Raw genomic sequence first — 14,771 nt, 5'->3', positions numbered from 1 at the left:
GCAATTGGGGGGCAGCCTTTAGTGGTTGTCCCCCATTTACTTCTCATTCATCAAAAGGCCTCTCGGGCTCCCGAAGAATTGTGCCTAGGGTTTTAGCGCGCCGAAGACGGCTGCGGACCTGTTCTTCTCTGGTTCTGTGAAGCGTAACGAGCCAAGTTTCGGTTGCGGATTTTGCTGATTTCAGAACCATATTATACTGTTCATTAGTTCTTGGATCTTCTCCCATGAATAATAGATGATTTTTCTTCTCTTTTATTATGTAAGAATCTGATATTAAATCAGGAATTACAAAAAATGCTTCGTATCGAAGATTGTGTTTAATTACAATTTTCTTCGCATAGTCGACATTCAGTCGAACATTTGGATCTACCGTGGGAATATGTGCTCCAATATCCAATGGTAACATTGCAATGAAAGCAAAATTCACGTGCGTTCCAGCAACCGTCCTGTAACGGTCATCGAATAACTGGATGAACTGGCGTGGAGATAACTTTAACACGTGCAGCAAGTCGTCTCTGCTGTTTAAAAGGTAAATGATAAGCAAACTCGTCGACCCTTGTGCAAGCAGTTGCTGCACTCAGAAGTGAGAGGGGCGCATTCAGCCATCGTCACGGAATAATTGTAGCGCCCGCGCGTAGACCTCCCGCCGCTTCAGCCCCGTTGCCTCGGCGACGCTCGCCGCGGCGTCCCGCAGGCTCATGCCGGTCGAGAGCGCCGCACGCAGCGCCGCATCCAGATCCTCCGGCCCGGCCGCCGCCTCTTCCGGGGCCGGGCCCACCACGACGCAGATCTCGCCCCGCGCCTCGGCGGTGGCGTAGTGCGCGGCGAGATCCCCCAGCGTTCCCCGCCGGACCTCCTCGAACCGCTTGGTCAGTTCCCGCGCCACGGCGGCCGGGCGGTCGGCGCCGAAGCCCCCGGCCATGGCGGTCAGCGCCTCGCCCAGCCGGTGCGGCGCCTCGTAGAAGACCAGCGTCGCCGACAGCCCCGCCCGCTCGATCCCGCGCAGCCGCGCGATCTCCGCCGATCGCGGCCCTGCCTTCGCGGGCAGGAAGCCCAGGAACAGGAAGGGGTGCGGCGGCAGGCCCGACAGCGCGAGCGCCGTGACCGCCGCATTCGGCCCGGGCACGGCCGAGACCGTCACGCCCGCCGCGATGGCGGCGCGCACCAGGCGGAAGCCGGGATCGCTCACCAGCGGCGTCCCGGCATCCGAGACCAGGGCGAAACCCTCGCCCGCGATCATGCGTTCCACCAGCTTGGGGGCTTGCGCGGCCTCGTTGTGTTCGTGCAAGGGGATCATGGTCGCCGCGATGCCCTGCCGCGCGAGGAGGCCGCCGGTCACCCTGCTGTCCTCGCACAGGACGGCGTCGGCGTTCTTCAGTGCGGCGAGCGCCCGTGGCGAGATGTCGCCGAGGTTGCCGATCGGCGTCGCGACGAGCACCAGGCCCGGCCGGCCGGCCGGATCACCGGGAGGATCCAAGGACCGTGTCTTCGCTGCCTCGCCTTCGCCTCCCACGCCGCCTCTCCACGCTTGCCGTCCTCGCCCTTGTGGGCCTCGCGGCCTGTGGGGAGCAAGGGCGTCAGCCAGTCACCGGTCCGCTGCAGGAACCGCCGCGCAACCGCATCGCGCTGCTGCTGCCCCTGTCGGGGCCGCAGGCGCCGCTCGGGATGGCGATGCAGCAGGCCGCCGAACTGGCCCTGTTCGAACGCGGCAACCGGCAGGTCGACTTCCTGCCGATGGACACCGGCGGCACGGCCTCGGGCGCCGCCGCCGCCGCGCGCCGCGCGCAGGGCCAGGGCGCCCGCATCATGGTCGGGCCGCTCACCGCCGCCGAGACCTCCGCGGCCTCCGCGCCCGCCCGCGCCGCGCGGATCCCGATCATCGCCTTCACGAACGATTCGGCGCAGTCCGGGCCGGGCGTCTGGACCATGGGCGTGACGCCGGCCCAGCAGGTCCGCCGGGCCATGGGGGCCGCCATGGCCAATGGCGCGCAGCGCTTCGCCCTGCTGGCCCCCGACGACGCCTTCGGCCGCGCCCTGGGCGCCGCCATGCGGCGCATGGGGACCGAATGGGGCTTGCCCGATCCGGTGATCGTGCTGCACGCCATTCGGGCCAATCCGACGGCGGCGGCGCAGGAACTCGCCAATCGCGGCGTGAACGGCGTCGATGCGGTGATGCTCGGCAGCACCGGGCAGCAGGCGCGCCAGATCGCCGCTGCCCTCGGTCCGGCCGGGCTGAACAGCCCGGCGCCGCGCATCCTGGGCCATGCGCTGTGGGCCAATGATGCCGGCCTGGGCCAGGAACCGGCGCTGCATGGCGCGATCTTCGCCGCGCCAGATCCGGCCAGCCGCCAGCGCTTCGATGCCCGGTACGAAGGCGCCTTCGGCGAGCGCCCGCCGCGCCTTGCCGGCGTCGCCTACGATGCGGCCGGCGTGGCCGCGCGCGTCGTGCTGACCCCGCGTGGTCAGGCCGGCCCGAGCACCGGCGAGGTGTTCGACGGCGTCGACGGTCCGGTGCGGCTGCAGCCCGATGGTGTGGTCCAGCGCGGCCTCGCGCTGTTCGCCGTCGAACCCTCGGGCGAGCCGCGCATGGTCGAGCGTGCGCCGACGCCGGGGGCGGCCGGGTCCTGATCCGGCCTTCGGCTGCCGCATGATCGGCGAGGCGCCGCGCGCCCGACACTGGCTGCGGGCCGCCCTGGCGGTCTCGGGAGTCCCGTCCGCCGCGCTTCTTCTGCTGATGGCCGCCGGGGAGCTGCCATGGGGCGCCGGGCTCGCGGCTCTGGTGGCGACGCTGCTGGCGGGCGCCGCCGTGGCGCGCGTGTGGCTCGGCGCGCTTGGTGGCCTGGCGCGCCAGATCCGCGCCGCCGCGGCGGGGGACGGCGTGCCGGACCTGCAGGTCCCGCCGCTGCTGCCCTCGGTCCAGGCGGTGGCCGATGGCGTGACGCGCCTGGCCCGGAGCCTCGCCGAGCGCAACGCCCAGGTGGACCTGCTGCGGCGGGCCGATGCCGCGATCATCGAGGTGCTGCCGGATCCCCTGCTCGTGCTGTCCGCCGCGCGGGTCCCGCTGCGCGCCAACCGGGCCGCGCGGGAGATGCTAGGCCCGCCGCCCGCGGGCCCGGCGCCCGCCGACGCCGCCGCCCTGTTGCGCCACCCTGCCCTGGCCGAAGCGCTGGACAAGGCGCTCGCCGCCGGCACGCCGGCGACGGCCGACGTGCTGCTGCCGGTGCCGGTCGCGCGCGACGTCGCCGCGCATATCATCCCGATGGACCCGCCGCTGGCCGATGGCGGGCGCGTCATCGTGCTGCTGTCCGATCGCACGCGCGAACGCGCCATCGAGCGCATGCGCGCCGATTTCGTCGCCAATGCGAGCCACGAATTGCGCACGCCGCTCGCCAGCCTGATCGGCTTCATCGAGACGCTGCGCGGCCCCGCCGCCGACGACCCGGCGGCGCAGCAGCGCTTCCTCGGCATCATGGCGGAGCAGTCCGACCGCATGCGGCGCCTGATCGACGACCTGCTCGGCCTGTCGCGCATCGAGATGGCCGAGCACCAGGCCCCCGCCGGCCGCGCCGACGTCGCCGCCGTGGCACAGGCCGAGGCCGATGCGATGGCCCCGCTGCTCGCCATGCGGAAGGCGAAGCTGCTGGCCGAGATAACTGACGCCACCGCCGCCCCCGCCGATGCCGACCAGGTCGCGCAGGTGATCCGCAACCTGCTCGACAACGCGATCCGTCATGGTCGGGAGCGCGGCCAGATCCGCCTCGCGGTCGGGCCCGGCGCCGCGCCGGACGGGCGCCGCGGCGTGACGATCGCGGTGACCGACGACGGCCCCGGCATCCCGCGCGAGCACATCCCGCGCCTGACCGAGCGCTTCTACCGCGTCGACAAGGGCCGCGCCCGCAGCGCGGGAGGCACCGGCCTGGGGCTCGCCATCGTGAAGCACATCGTGAACCGCCACCGCGGCACGCTGGCGATCGAAAGCGAGGAAGGCACCGGCACCACCTTTCGGGTGTGGCTGCCGGGGGGCTGAGTGCGCCGAGGCGCACTTTGCGCGTGCGCGCGGCCATCGTCCGCTTCTAGCCTCGGACGCCTCGTGGCTGGGACAACGACATGCTTCGCGCAAAGCATCCGGAACGACCGGCGCATGCCAGCGTCGCGCGATGGCTCATGACTGATGTGCTGATCGCTTTCGCCCCATCGGCGCACGCCCAACCGGGAATGCCGCTGACGCCGAATCCGCCGTCGCCACCCATGCCTCCGCCCCCGGATCCGCCCGCAACCAGCAGCCTCGAATCACGTATCCCGGCCACGAGAGAGGGCATCCGGAGCCAGGGAACCCCCGTGGTTCCCGGCAGCAGTGCAGTCCCTCAATGCACGCAGGGCCTGCCGCCGCCGAACGTCGACTTCCAGGAATGGATGCGGCTGCGGTGCCTGGAGCCAAGCTATTGCGGCCCCTGTCCGGATCGACCGCAGCCTTCCCGGTAGCTGCCCGGCCGCCTAACGCCGCCCGAACATCCGCTCCAGCGCCGCCGCATCCAGCCGCAGCACGGTCGGTCGTCCATGGCTGCAGGTCGCGGCCCGCGGCGTCGCTTCCATAGCGCGCAGCAGCGCGTCCATCTCCGCCGGCGTCAGCCGCCGCCCCGCCCGCACGCTGCCGTGGCAGGCGAGCCGCGCCACCGCCGCATCCAGCCGCTTCTGCAGCGACGCCGCCTCCCCGAGTTCCGCCAGTTCCTCGGCGAGGTCCTTCAGCAGCGGCCCCGGTTCCGGATTGCCCAGCAGCGCCGGCAACGCCCGCACCAGCACCGCCCCCGCCCCGAAGCCCTCGATCTCGAGCCCCAGCCGCGCGAGGTCCTCCGCATGGTCCAGAAGGCGTTGCGCCTCCCGCGCGCCGAGGTCCACCACCGCTGGCAGCAGCAGCGGCTGGGACCGCACGCCGCCTTCGACCAACTGCGCGCTCAGCGCCTCATGCGTCAGCCGTTCATGCGCCGCGTGCTGGTCGACCAGCACCAGCGCCCCGTCCGGCGCCTCGGCGACGACATAGGTGTCGAGGAATTGCGCGATGGCGCGCCCGAGCGGATGCGCCTCGGGCGCGCGTTCGGTCAGCAGCACCGGCCGCGGCGGCGCGACCGGGGCGAGGCCCAGCGCGCGCTGCACCGGCACCGGCGCGGGCGGCGGGGTCAGCGGGACGAAGGATTCCGCGAAGCCCATGGACGGCATCGGTTCCGGCGGCACCGCGGGCGTGAGCGCCGGCATCGCGACCGCCGCCCCGGCGCCCACCGCCAGCGCCCGCCGCAGCGCATTGATCAGCGTGCCGCGCACGCCATCGCCCTCGCGGAAGCGGAGCTCCGTCTTCATCGGGTGGACGTTCACGTCCACGCTCTCGGGCGGCACGTCGAGGAACAGCGCCGCCGCCGGATGTCGCCCCGCCTCGATCACGTCGCGATAGGCGACGCGCAGCGCGACGCGCAGCAGCGGGTCGCGCACCGGCCGGCGGTTCACCACGAGATGCTGCGCCATGGTCGTCGGCCGCGTGTAGGACGGCAGCGCCGCCAGGCCGCGCAGGTCGAGCGACATCCCCACCGCCTCCACCGGCACCGCCGCGGCGGCGAAATCCGGCCCCAGCACCTGGCGGATGCGGGTCTCCCAATCGGTGCCGGGCAGGTTCAGCGCCTCCCGCCCATCATTCTCGACGCGGAAGCTCACGCCGGGCCAGGCGAGGGCGAGGCGCCGCACCGCCTCGACCGCGTGCTCGGCCTCGGTGCGCGGGTGGCGGAGGAACTTCCGTCGCGCGGGGGTGGCGAAGAACAGGTCGCGCACCTCGACCCGCGTGCCCGGCGCGCCCGAGGCCGGGGCGACCTCGCTGACGCGGCCGCCCTCGACCGCGATGCGATGCGCCGCGCCGTCCTGCGGCCGCGAGGTGATGGTCAGCCGCGCCACCGCGCCGATGGAGGGCAGCGCCTCCCCCCGGAAGCCCAGCGTCGCGATGCGGAACAGCGTCGCTTCCTCGGGCAGCTTCGACGTCGCATGGCGTTCCACCGCCAGGGCGAGGTCGTCGGCCGACATCCCGCAGCCGTCATCCTCGACCAGGATGCGGTCCATGCCGCCGCCTTCGAGCACCACGGAGATGCGCGACGCCCCGGCGTCGAGGGCGTTCTCCACGATCTCCTTCACCGCCGCGGCCGGGCGCTCGACCACCTCGCCGGCGGCGATGCGGTTGGCGGTGGTCTCGGGCAGGCGGCGGATCGCCGGGCGGGGGCGCGACTCGGCCGGGGGGACGGAGTCCATGGGTCGGTTCTTAGAGCATCTTCCGACCCGCCGGAATCGGCACCGGCTCTCCCCCGCGGTGTCCGTGATGGGGGTGCGGGCCGGCGACCCCGCCCGGACAACCCTGTCCTTCGCACGCCACCGCCGCGTGGCCCATGTTACAGCCCTGCAGCGCTTCCTTCCGGCATGGGGGCGCGCCGCGTCATCGTCGGGGCGCAGCTTGGGGGTGAGGCATGGTGAACGAAGCGGACCGGCGGCCGATCGCGGCGCGCAACCTCGGCGCGACGCAACGCATGGCCGCGGCGCTGGTGGCGCGCGGGGCCTCGCCGAACGGCATCTCGGTCGTCGGCATGGTGGCCGGGATGGGCGCAGGCCTTGCCTTCGCCGCCGTCGCCTGGTGGCCGGGGGCCGCGACCCCGCTCTGGCTGCTCGGCGCCCTGCTGGTCCAGGCGCGGCTGATGGCGAACCTGCTCGACGGCATGGTCGCGATCGGGCGCGGCGTCGCTTCCCCGGTCGGCGAGCTCTACAACGAGGTCCCCGACCGGGTCTCTGACACCGCGGTGCTGATGGGGCTCGGCGTGGCGGCCGGGTCGCTGGCGCTCGGCATCGGCGCCGCGCTCGCCGCCATGCTGACGGCCTATATCCGCACCACCGCGAAGGCCGCCGGCGCGCCGATGGATTTCGCGGGCCCGATGGCCAAGCAGCACCGCATGGCACTGACCACGGGCCTTGCCGTCTGGTGCGCCGTCATCCCCGGCGAGATCGGCGGCCCCGCGGCGGTCTGGGCCGTCCTGGTCGTCATCACGCTGGGGTCGGTATTCACCGCCTGGCGGCGCCTCGCCGCCGCCGCCGCCGCGCTGGAGGCGAAGCGATGATCCGCCAGGCCGCCTTCGACCATCCCGTCACCGTCGCCATCGTCGGCGCGACGGCGGGCGTGCTCGCCTTCGCGGGCCTCGTGATCGGCGTGATGACGCTGCTGGGCCGCGGCACGCCGGACCTGCGGCGCGAATTGTGGCTGCGCACCGGATCCTGGTGCCTGCTGCTGCCGCTGATGATGGGCCCGGTGCTGCTCGGCCGCGAATGGGTGATCGGCGCGGTGACGCTGCTCGGCATCGCGTGCCTGCGCGAATTCGACCGCGCCACCGGCCTGTTCCGCGAACCGCTGGTCACCGCCATCGTGGTGATCGGCATCCTGGCCGCGAACTTCGCGGCACTCGACCATTGGTACGGCTTCTTCGTCGCGCTGTGGCCTTTGACGGTCGGCGTCATCACCATCGGCACCATCCCGCTCGACCGCCCGGCGGGCTACGTGCAGCGCACGGCACTCGGCATCCTCGCCTACATGCTGTTCGGCGCAGGCCTCGCGCACCTGTCCTTCATGACCAACGAGCCGGGCTACCGGCCGATCCTGCTGATGCTGCTGACCACCGTCGCGCTGTCCGACGTCGCCGCCTTCACCTTCGGCAAGCTGATCGGCGGGCCGAAGCTCTGCCCCGCGACCAGTCCGAACAAGTCGATCTCGGGCGCGCTCGGCGCGCTGACGGTCACGACCATCCTCGTCGCGACGCTCGCGTCCTTCATCTTCCGCGGCACGCCGATGGCGCAGCCGCATTGGCTGATCCTGTTCGGCCTGATGGTCGGCATCGGCGCGCAGGCGGGGGACCTGATGCTGTCCTCGATCAAGCGCGACATCGGCATCAAGGACATGGGCACGATCCTGCCCGGCCATGGCGGCGTGCTGGATCGCTTCAACTCGCTGCTGCTGGTCGCCCCGGCCGCCTTCCACTTCATCCAGTTCTTCGTCGGCTTCGGCCTGGCCCAGCCGGCGCGGCTGATCACGGGTCCCTGATGGAATTCGACCTCCGCCCCGCGCGCGACCATGGGCTCGAGGGCGCCGACCGCCTGAAGAGCCTCTCGCGCGAGCGCGGCCTCGGCAGCCTCATCCTCGGCCGCGCCTGGCGCACCATGCTGCGCGGCTACATGCGCGGCTTCCATCGGCTCGAGGTCACGGGGCGCGAGCACCTTCCGCCCCCGCCCTTCGTCATCGTCGCGAACCATTCGAGCCACCTCGACGCGCTGACGCTGTCCGCCGTGCTGCGGGGCGAGGCCGCGCGCCGCGCCCATTCGCTCGCGGCCGGCGACACCTTCTTTACCTCGACGCTCGGTTCTGCCTTCGCCGCCTATGCCGTCAACGCGCTGCCGATCTGGCGCAAGCGCACCCGCCCCAGCGAGATCGCGACGCTGCGCGAGCGCCTGCTGCAGGACCGCCTCGTCTACATCCTCTTTCCCGAGGGCACGCGCTGCCGCGACGGCGTGATGGCCGGCTTCCAGCCCGGCATCGGCGCGCTGGTGGCGGGCACCGAGGTCCCGATCGTGCCGTGCTACCTCGACGGCGCCTTCGCCGCCTGGCCGCCGACGCGGAAATACCCGCGCCCTGGGAAGCTGCGGCTGACGATCGGCGCCCCGGTCCATGCGCAGGACCTGCCATCGACCCGCGCCGGCTGGGAGGAAACCGCGCAGCGCTGCGAAACCGCCGTGCGGGCGCTGTCGGGGCAGTGACGCCGGCGGGCTCGCCTTACGCCATGTCGGGATCGAGCAGACGCAGAAGGCCGTCGAGCTGGTCGAGGTCGCGGTAGGTGATCGCGAGGGTCCCACCCTTGCCCGCGGCCTTGATCCCGACCTTCAGGCCCAGGCGCTCGGTCAGGCGCCGTTCCAGCGCGGCGGTATCCGCATCGGGCTTCGCGCCGCGGCGGGCGGCGGGGTCGCGGGGGGCGGCGGCGGCCAGCGCCTCGGTCTGGCGAACCGACAGCCCCTTCACCGCCACCAGGGCGGCGAGGCGTTCGGGGTCCTGCGCGCCGAGCAACGCGCGGGCGTGGCCCGCCGACAGCGTGCCGCCGCGCAGCATGTCGCGCACCTTGGGCGGCAGGTTCAGCAGGCGCAGCGTGTTCGCGACATGGCTGCGCGACTTGCCGACCGCCTGGCCGAGGCTTTCCTGCTTGAGGCCGAACTCGCCCATCAGGCGCTGGTAGCCCTCGGCTTCCTCGAGCGCGTTGAGGTCCTCCCGTTGGAGGTTTTCGACCAGCCCCGCGGCCATGGCGGCGCGGTCGTCGAGGTCGCGGATCACGACCGGGACGTCGTGCAGCTTCGCCTGCTGCGCGGCGCGCCAGCGGCGCTCGCCGCCGAGGATCTGGAACTTGCCCGCGGTGCCGGGCTTGGGGCGGACCAGGATCGGCTGGAGGATGCCGTGTTCCTTGATCGAGGCGGCGAGCTCGGCGAGCGCGGACGGGTCGGGCGTCGAGCGCGCCTGGAAGGGGCTCGGTTCGAGGGATTCGACCGGCAGGGTGCGCGGCGCGCCGGAGGGGGCGGCCGGCGGGGCGGCGGCGTCGCCCATCAGGGCGGAAAGCCCCATGCCGAGGCGCGCGGGCTTCTTCATGCGGCGGACTTCCTCGCCTTGCGTTCGCGCTTCAGGAGCTCGGCGGCGAGGCTGACATAGGCCTGCGCCCCGGCCGAGCGGTGATCGTAGAGGAGGACCGGCAGCCCGTGGGACGGCGCTTCGCTGATGCGGACGTTGCGGGGGATGACGGTCGAATAGACCTTGTCCCCGAAGAAGGCGCGCACGTCGGCGGCGACGAGTTCCGAGAGATTATTCCGCTTATCAAACATCGTCAGGACGATGCCCTCGAGATCCAGCGCCGGGTTCAGGCCGCGGCGGACGCGTTCGACGGTGCGCGTGATCTGGGAGACGCCTTCGAGGGCGAAGAACTCCGTCTGCAGCGGCACCAGCACCGAGTGCGAGGCGACGAGCGCGTTGAGCGTCAGCAGGCCGAGGGAGGGCGGGCAGTCGATCAGGATGATCTCGGTGCCGCCGAGGGCCTCGGCCTGGGCTTCGAGCGCGTCCCGCAGACGGCGTTCGCGGTTCTCGAGGCCGACGAGTTCGATCTCGGCGCCGGCGAGCTCGGGGTCGGCGGGCAGCAGGGTGAGATTCGGAATCTTGGTCGGGCGCAGCAGGTCGTGCAGGGGCTTCTCGCCGGTCAGCAGCGCGTAGGAGCCGGCGCCGCGGTCCTGGCGGGGCACGCCGAGCCCCGTCGAGGCGTTGCCCTGCGGGTCCATGTCGATCAGCAGCACCTTGCGCTTCGTCGCGAGGGCCGTGGCGAGGTTGATGGCGGTGGTGGTCTTGCCGACGCCGCCCTTCTGGTTCGCGAGGGCGATGATGCGAAGGTTGGGACGATCAGTCACCGGCACGGCGGATCTCGCTCAGGCGAAGGATGGTGGCCTCGGGGTCCGTGCGGCTTCTGAACCGCTCCGCCGTGAAGTGCCAGTGTGCGGCGGCGGTCGTCAACTCCTGCTCGGCGGTTCGGCCCTTGGGAAACAGGGCGATGCCGCCCGGGGCGAGGAATCGCGCCGCATGGGCGAGGAGCGCATCGAGCGGGGCGAGGGCGCGGGCGGTGACGGCGGGCAGCGGCGGGAGCGTCGCGGACTCGATTCGCGCGGCGTGGACCTTCACCCCCTTCAGGCCGAGCGTGCCGGCGGCCTCGATCAGGAAGGCGGCCTTGCGACGGTCGGATTCGACCAGGTGGATTTCGCGGTCCGGCAGCGCGGCGGCGATGACGATGCCGGGCAATCCCCCGCCGGAGCCGAGGTCGGCGATCGGGCCTTCGGGGGGCAGCAGCGGGACCAGCTGCAGGCTGTCGGCGATGTGGCGGCTGTCGACCTCGGCGGCCGTGCGGGCACTGACGAGGTTGATCGTCGCGTTCCAGCGCAACAGCAGATCGCGAAAGGCGGCGAGGCGGGCGTCCCGGTCGGGGTCGGGTGCCAGGGGCGGGACCGGATGTTTCACGTGGAACGCACGGCCTCACGCCGAAGGGCGACGGCCAGAGCAGCGATGGCCGCCGGCGTGACGCCAGGCAGGCGGCCGGCGGAACCGAGGGTGGCGGGGCGGGCGGCGGTCAGGCGCTGGCGCATCTCGGAGGAGAGGCCGGGGACGGCGGTGAAGTCGAGGTCGTCTGGGATGCGGGTGCGCTCCTCCCGTTCCAGCAGGCGCATCTCGGCCTCCTGCCGGCGGAGATAGGGGGCGTAGAGGGCCTCGGCCTCGAGTTGAGCGCGCAACGCGGGCGCAAGGTCGCGCAGCCAGGGGAAGGCGGCGTCGATGCGGGCCGGGTCGGCGCCGGGCAGGGCCAGCACCTCCAGCACGTTGCGGCGGCGGCCGTCCTGATTCACGGCGACACCGACGGCGGCCAGCACGGACGGGGTCGCGCCATCGTCGCGGGCGCGGGCGAGGGCGTCGGTCAGCGCCGCGGCGAAGGCACGGTGACGGGCGGCGCGCTCCGGGCCCACGCAACCCCAGGCAATGCCCTTCTCCGTCAGGCGCAGCCCGGCATTGTCGGCGCGCAGCACGAGGCGGTGCTCGGCGCGGGCGGTCAGCATGCGGTAGGGCTCGGACACGCCGTGCAGGACCAGATCGTCCACCAGGACGCCGACATAAGCCTCGGAGCGCGTCAGCACCCGGTCCGGGGCCGCGCCCCCGGCCCGCGCGGCCGCATTGAGGCCGGCCATCAGCCCCTGGGCGGCGGCTTCCTCGTAGCCCGTGGTCCCGTTGATCTGGCCGGCGAGGAAAAGCCGCGGCACGGCCCGGACCTCAAGCGCCGGGGTCAACGCCCGCGGATCCACATGGTCGTACTCGATGGCGTAGCCGGGGCGGAGGATGCACGCCCGGCCCAGGCCCGGGATGGAGGCGATCATCGCCGCCTGCACGTCCTCGGGCAGGCTGGTCGAGATGCCGTTGGGATAGACGGTGTCATCGTCCAGCCCCTCGGGCTCGAGGAAGATCTGGTGCCGCTCCCGCTCGGCGAAGCGGACGACCTTGTCCTCGATGGACGGACAGTAGCGCGGCCCGACCCCCTGGATGCGGCCGCCATAGACGGCGCTCTGGTGCAGGTTGGCCCGGATCAGCGCGTGGGTCTCGGGCGTGGTGGCGGTGATGCCGCAGGCAACCTGGCGGTTGGTGATCCGCTCGGTCATCCAGGACATCGGCTCAGGGTCGTCGTCGCCGGGCTGGGCTTCGAGCGCGTCCCAGTCGATCGTCCGGCCATCGAGGCGGGGCGGGGTCCCGGTCTTGAGCCGCGCGAGCGGCAGCCCGAGCCGTTCGAAGGCCAGCGCTAGGCCGATCGCCGGCGCATCGCCGACGCGGCCGGCGGGGATGCGCTTCTCCCCGATATGGATCTCGCCGCGCAGGAAGGTGCCGGTCGTGACCACAACGGCGCCGCAGGCGAAGCGGCGGCCGTCGCCGGTCAGCACGGCGGCGATGCCGCCATCCGGGGCGGTCTCGAGGCCCTCGGCGGCGGCGGCGAGGATGGTCAGGCCGGGCTGGGCCTCCAGCAGGCCGCGGACGGCTTTGCGATAGAGCGCCCGGTCGGCCTGGACCCGCGGGCCGCGCACGGCCGGGCCCTTCGACCGGTTCAGCATCTTCACATGGATGGCCGCCGCATCGGCTGCGCGGGCCATGATGCCGTCCAGGGCATCGACCTCGCGCACCAGGTGGCCCTTCCCCACGCCGCCGATGGCGGGGTTGCAGGACATCTCGCCCAGCGTTTCGACCTTGTGGGTCAGCAGCAGGGTGCGCGCGCCGCATCGCGCGGCGGCAGCCGCGGCCTCGGCGCCGGCATGGCCGCCGCCGATGACGATGACGTCGAAATTCTCATCCATGGGGGCGATATAGGACAAGCCGGCAGCGCGGGGGAGGAGAACCTCCCCCGGCCCCCCTCCCTTCTTTGGTCACTTGCCGATGCAGAAGTCGCGGAAGACGACGTCGAGGATGTCCTCGACGCCGATGCGGCCGGTGAGGCGGCCCAGGGAACGCAGCGCGGCGCGCAGCGTCTCGGAAACCAGTTCCGGGAGCGATGCGGCCTCGGCCTCGGCCAGCCACGCGACGGCTTCGGTCAGCGCGGCACGGTGGCGCGGGCGGGTCAACAGCGCCGCGTCGCCGGCGCCGGCGAGCCGGGTTGCCGCCGCGGCCAGATGGGCGCGCAGGGCATCGAGCCCCTGCCCCGTCCGGGCCGAGATCGCCAGCGGCGCGACACCGCCGATCACGGCCGGCGCCGCGGCGAGGTCCACCTTGTTCGCCAGCACCAGCGCGCCCGGCCTCACCCAGGCTAGGGTCTCGGGATCCGGGGCAACGTCCGCGGCGAAGACGGCGAGGACCAGGTCCGCCTCCTCCGCCCGCCGACGGGCGCGGCGGATGCCCTCCTGCTCGATCTCGTCCGCCGCCTCCCGCAGCCCCGCGGTGTCGGCGAGGGTGACAGGGACGCCGACGAGCGCGAGCCGCACCTCCACCACGTCCCGCGTCGTGCCGGCACGGGCCGAGACGATCGCCGCCTCCCGCCCCGCCAGGGCATTGAGCAGGGAGGATTTGCCGGCATTGGGCGCGCCGAGGATGGCGACGAGCAGGCCTTCGCGCAGGCGCTCCCCGCGCCCCCCGTCGGCGAGATGCGCGGCGATCTCCGCCCGCAGCGCCGCGGCTCCGTCCCGCGCACGGTCGCCTAGGTCGGTCGGCAGGTCATCCTCGGCGAACTCGATGGCCGCTTCCTGGTGAGCCAGGAGCCGCGTCAACCGGTCCGCCCAGGCGCCATAGAGGCGCGCCAGCGCGCCGTCTGCCTGGCGCAGGGCCTGGCGGCGCTGGGCCTCGGTCTCGGCGTCGATCAGGTCGGCAACGCCCTCGGCGGCGGTGAGATCCATCCGGCCGTTGAGGAAGGCACGGCGGGTGAACTCGCCGGGCTCGGCTGGGCGGGCACCGAGGGCGGCGAGCGCGCCGCCGACCGCGGTCATCACCGCAGGACCGCCATGGAGGTGGAGCTCCGCGCTGTCCTCCCCGGTATACGACGCGGGGCCGGGGAACCAGAGCACGAGGGCCTCGTCCAGGACCTCGCCGTCCGCGGGATCGCGCAGGGGACGGAGGCTGGCGTGCCGCGCGCGGGGGAGGCCACCGGCGAGCCGGGCGACGATGGCCCCGGTCTCGGCCCCCGACAGCCGCATCACTGCGATGGCGCCGCGCCCTGCGCCGCTCGCCAGCGCGAAGACCGTGTCGGTCGCGCTCACCGCCGATGTTCCACGTGAAACACCCGCCCTAACCCTTCGGCGGGGGCACGTCCTTGTCCGTCAGCATCAGCCGCCGGACGCGCCCGCCGCCGATGACGTGCACCTGCAGGATCTCCTCCACGTCCTCGACCGTGGTCGGGCGGTACCAGACGCCCTCGGGGTAGATCACCATGGCCGGGCCGAACTCGCAGCGCTCGAGGCAGCCGGCGGTGTTCACCCTGATGTCGGGGATCTTCAGCTCCTTCGCGCGCGCCTTCATGTAGTCGCGCAGCTTCTCGGATCCGCGGGCCGCGCAGCAGCCGCGCGGGTGGCCCTCGGGCCGGCGGTTGGTGCAGACGAAGATATGCGCCTGGTAGAAGGGCGGCGGGTCGGCGTCGGTCACGCGGGGGTGCTCCGGAGGAAGGGCGTGCGGGGGATGT

At 72.6% G+C, this 14,771-nt stretch carries 14 protein-coding genes; 5 read left to right on the top strand and 9 right to left on the bottom strand.

The features are described 5' to 3' along the window. Positions 1–43: 43 nt before the first annotated feature. Together GWK16_RS06830 and rsmI are read right to left on the bottom strand one after the other, a co-directional pair. Positions 44–427 (bottom strand): hypothetical protein, encoded by a 384-nt coding sequence (locus GWK16_RS06830; RefSeq protein WP_170053198.1) that lies wholly within the window; start codon positions 425–427, stop codon positions 44–46. A 171-nt stretch (positions 428–598) separates the two neighbouring features. Further along, positions 599–1,477, bottom strand: coding sequence for a 16S rRNA (cytidine(1402)-2'-O)-methyltransferase (rsmI, locus tag GWK16_RS06825; RefSeq protein WP_211187177.1), 879 nt, complete (start codon positions 1,475–1,477; stop codon positions 599–601). Positions 1,478–1,482: 5 nt separating this feature from the next. Here rsmI and GWK16_RS06820 point away from each other — a divergent pair, with 5 nt between their 5' ends. Beyond that, positions 1,483–2,628 carry a penicillin-binding protein activator gene (locus tag GWK16_RS06820; protein WP_170053196.1) on the top strand — a complete coding sequence of 382 codons (1,146 nt, stop codon included), beginning with the start codon at positions 1,483–1,485 and terminating at the stop codon, positions 2,626–2,628. Then, positions 2,597–4,027, top strand: coding sequence for an ATP-binding protein (locus GWK16_RS06815; RefSeq protein WP_338144423.1), 1,431 nt, complete (start codon positions 2,597–2,599; stop codon positions 4,025–4,027). The genes GWK16_RS06820 and GWK16_RS06815 overlap by 32 nt, the downstream gene beginning before the upstream one ends. 467 nt (positions 4,028–4,494) lie before the next feature. Here the strand turns inward: GWK16_RS06815 and mutL are convergent, their stop codons facing one another. Further along, complete coding sequence (gene mutL, locus GWK16_RS06810) at positions 4,495–6,282, bottom strand: DNA mismatch repair endonuclease MutL (protein WP_170053195.1); 1,788 nt, start codon at positions 6,280–6,282, stop codon at positions 4,495–4,497. 212 nt (positions 6,283–6,494) lie between these two features. Between mutL and GWK16_RS06805 the strand changes: the two genes are divergently transcribed. From GWK16_RS06805 to GWK16_RS06795, 3 genes are read left to right on the top strand one after another with little or no spacing between them, the layout of a single operon-like run. Continuing rightward, positions 6,495–7,136 carry a CDP-alcohol phosphatidyltransferase family protein gene (locus tag GWK16_RS06805; RefSeq protein WP_170053194.1) on the top strand — a complete coding sequence of 214 codons (642 nt, stop codon included), beginning with the start codon at positions 6,495–6,497 and terminating at the stop codon, positions 7,134–7,136. Further along, positions 7,133–8,110: a phosphatidate cytidylyltransferase gene (locus tag GWK16_RS06800; protein WP_170053193.1), complete on the top strand. Its 978-nt coding sequence runs from the start codon at positions 7,133–7,135 to the stop codon at positions 8,108–8,110. The genes GWK16_RS06805 and GWK16_RS06800 overlap by 4 nt, the downstream gene beginning before the upstream one ends. Then, positions 8,110–8,820: a lysophospholipid acyltransferase family protein gene (locus GWK16_RS06795; RefSeq protein ID WP_170053192.1), complete on the top strand. Its 711-nt coding sequence runs from the start codon at positions 8,110–8,112 to the stop codon at positions 8,818–8,820. Before GWK16_RS06800 ends, GWK16_RS06795 begins: the two co-directional genes overlap by 1 nt. Before the next feature lie 16 nt (positions 8,821–8,836). Here GWK16_RS06795 and GWK16_RS06790 read toward each other — a convergent pair whose 3' ends face one another. From GWK16_RS06790 to GWK16_RS06765, 6 genes are all read right to left on the bottom strand, one after another. After that, a complete protein-coding gene (locus tag GWK16_RS06790) occupies positions 8,837–9,694 on the bottom strand; it encodes a ParB/RepB/Spo0J family partition protein (RefSeq protein ID WP_248291204.1) in 858 nt (285 codons plus the stop codon). Next, positions 9,691–10,497, bottom strand: a complete 807-nt coding sequence (locus tag GWK16_RS06785; RefSeq protein WP_170053191.1) for an AAA family ATPase — start codon at positions 10,495–10,497, stop codon at positions 9,691–9,693. Before GWK16_RS06785 ends, GWK16_RS06790 begins: the two co-directional genes overlap by 4 nt. After that, positions 10,490–11,098, bottom strand: coding sequence for a 16S rRNA (guanine(527)-N(7))-methyltransferase RsmG (gene rsmG / locus GWK16_RS06780; protein WP_338144422.1), 609 nt, complete (start codon positions 11,096–11,098; stop codon positions 10,490–10,492). The genes GWK16_RS06785 and rsmG overlap by 8 nt, the downstream gene beginning before the upstream one ends. Further along, positions 11,095–12,963 (bottom strand): tRNA uridine-5-carboxymethylaminomethyl(34) synthesis enzyme MnmG, encoded by a 1,869-nt coding sequence (gene mnmG, locus GWK16_RS06775; protein WP_170053190.1) that lies wholly within the window; start codon positions 12,961–12,963, stop codon positions 11,095–11,097. Before mnmG ends, rsmG begins: the two co-directional genes overlap by 4 nt. Positions 12,964–13,032: 69 nt before the next feature. Continuing rightward, positions 13,033–14,352, bottom strand: a complete 1,320-nt coding sequence (mnmE, locus tag GWK16_RS06770; RefSeq protein ID WP_170053189.1) for a tRNA uridine-5-carboxymethylaminomethyl(34) synthesis GTPase MnmE — start codon at positions 14,350–14,352, stop codon at positions 13,033–13,035. Positions 14,353–14,380: 28 nt separating this feature from the next. After that, a complete protein-coding gene (locus GWK16_RS06765; protein ID WP_170053188.1) occupies positions 14,381–14,734 on the bottom strand; it encodes a (2Fe-2S) ferredoxin domain-containing protein in 354 nt (117 codons plus the stop codon). Positions 14,735–14,771 lie beyond the last annotated feature (37 nt).

The sequence above is a fragment of the Neoroseomonas marina genome (genome assembly GCF_012927745.1).
Taxonomy (GTDB): Bacteria; Pseudomonadota; Alphaproteobacteria; order Acetobacterales; family Acetobacteraceae; genus Neoroseomonas; species Neoroseomonas marina.
This window is presented reverse-complemented; position numbering and strand designations above follow the sequence as displayed.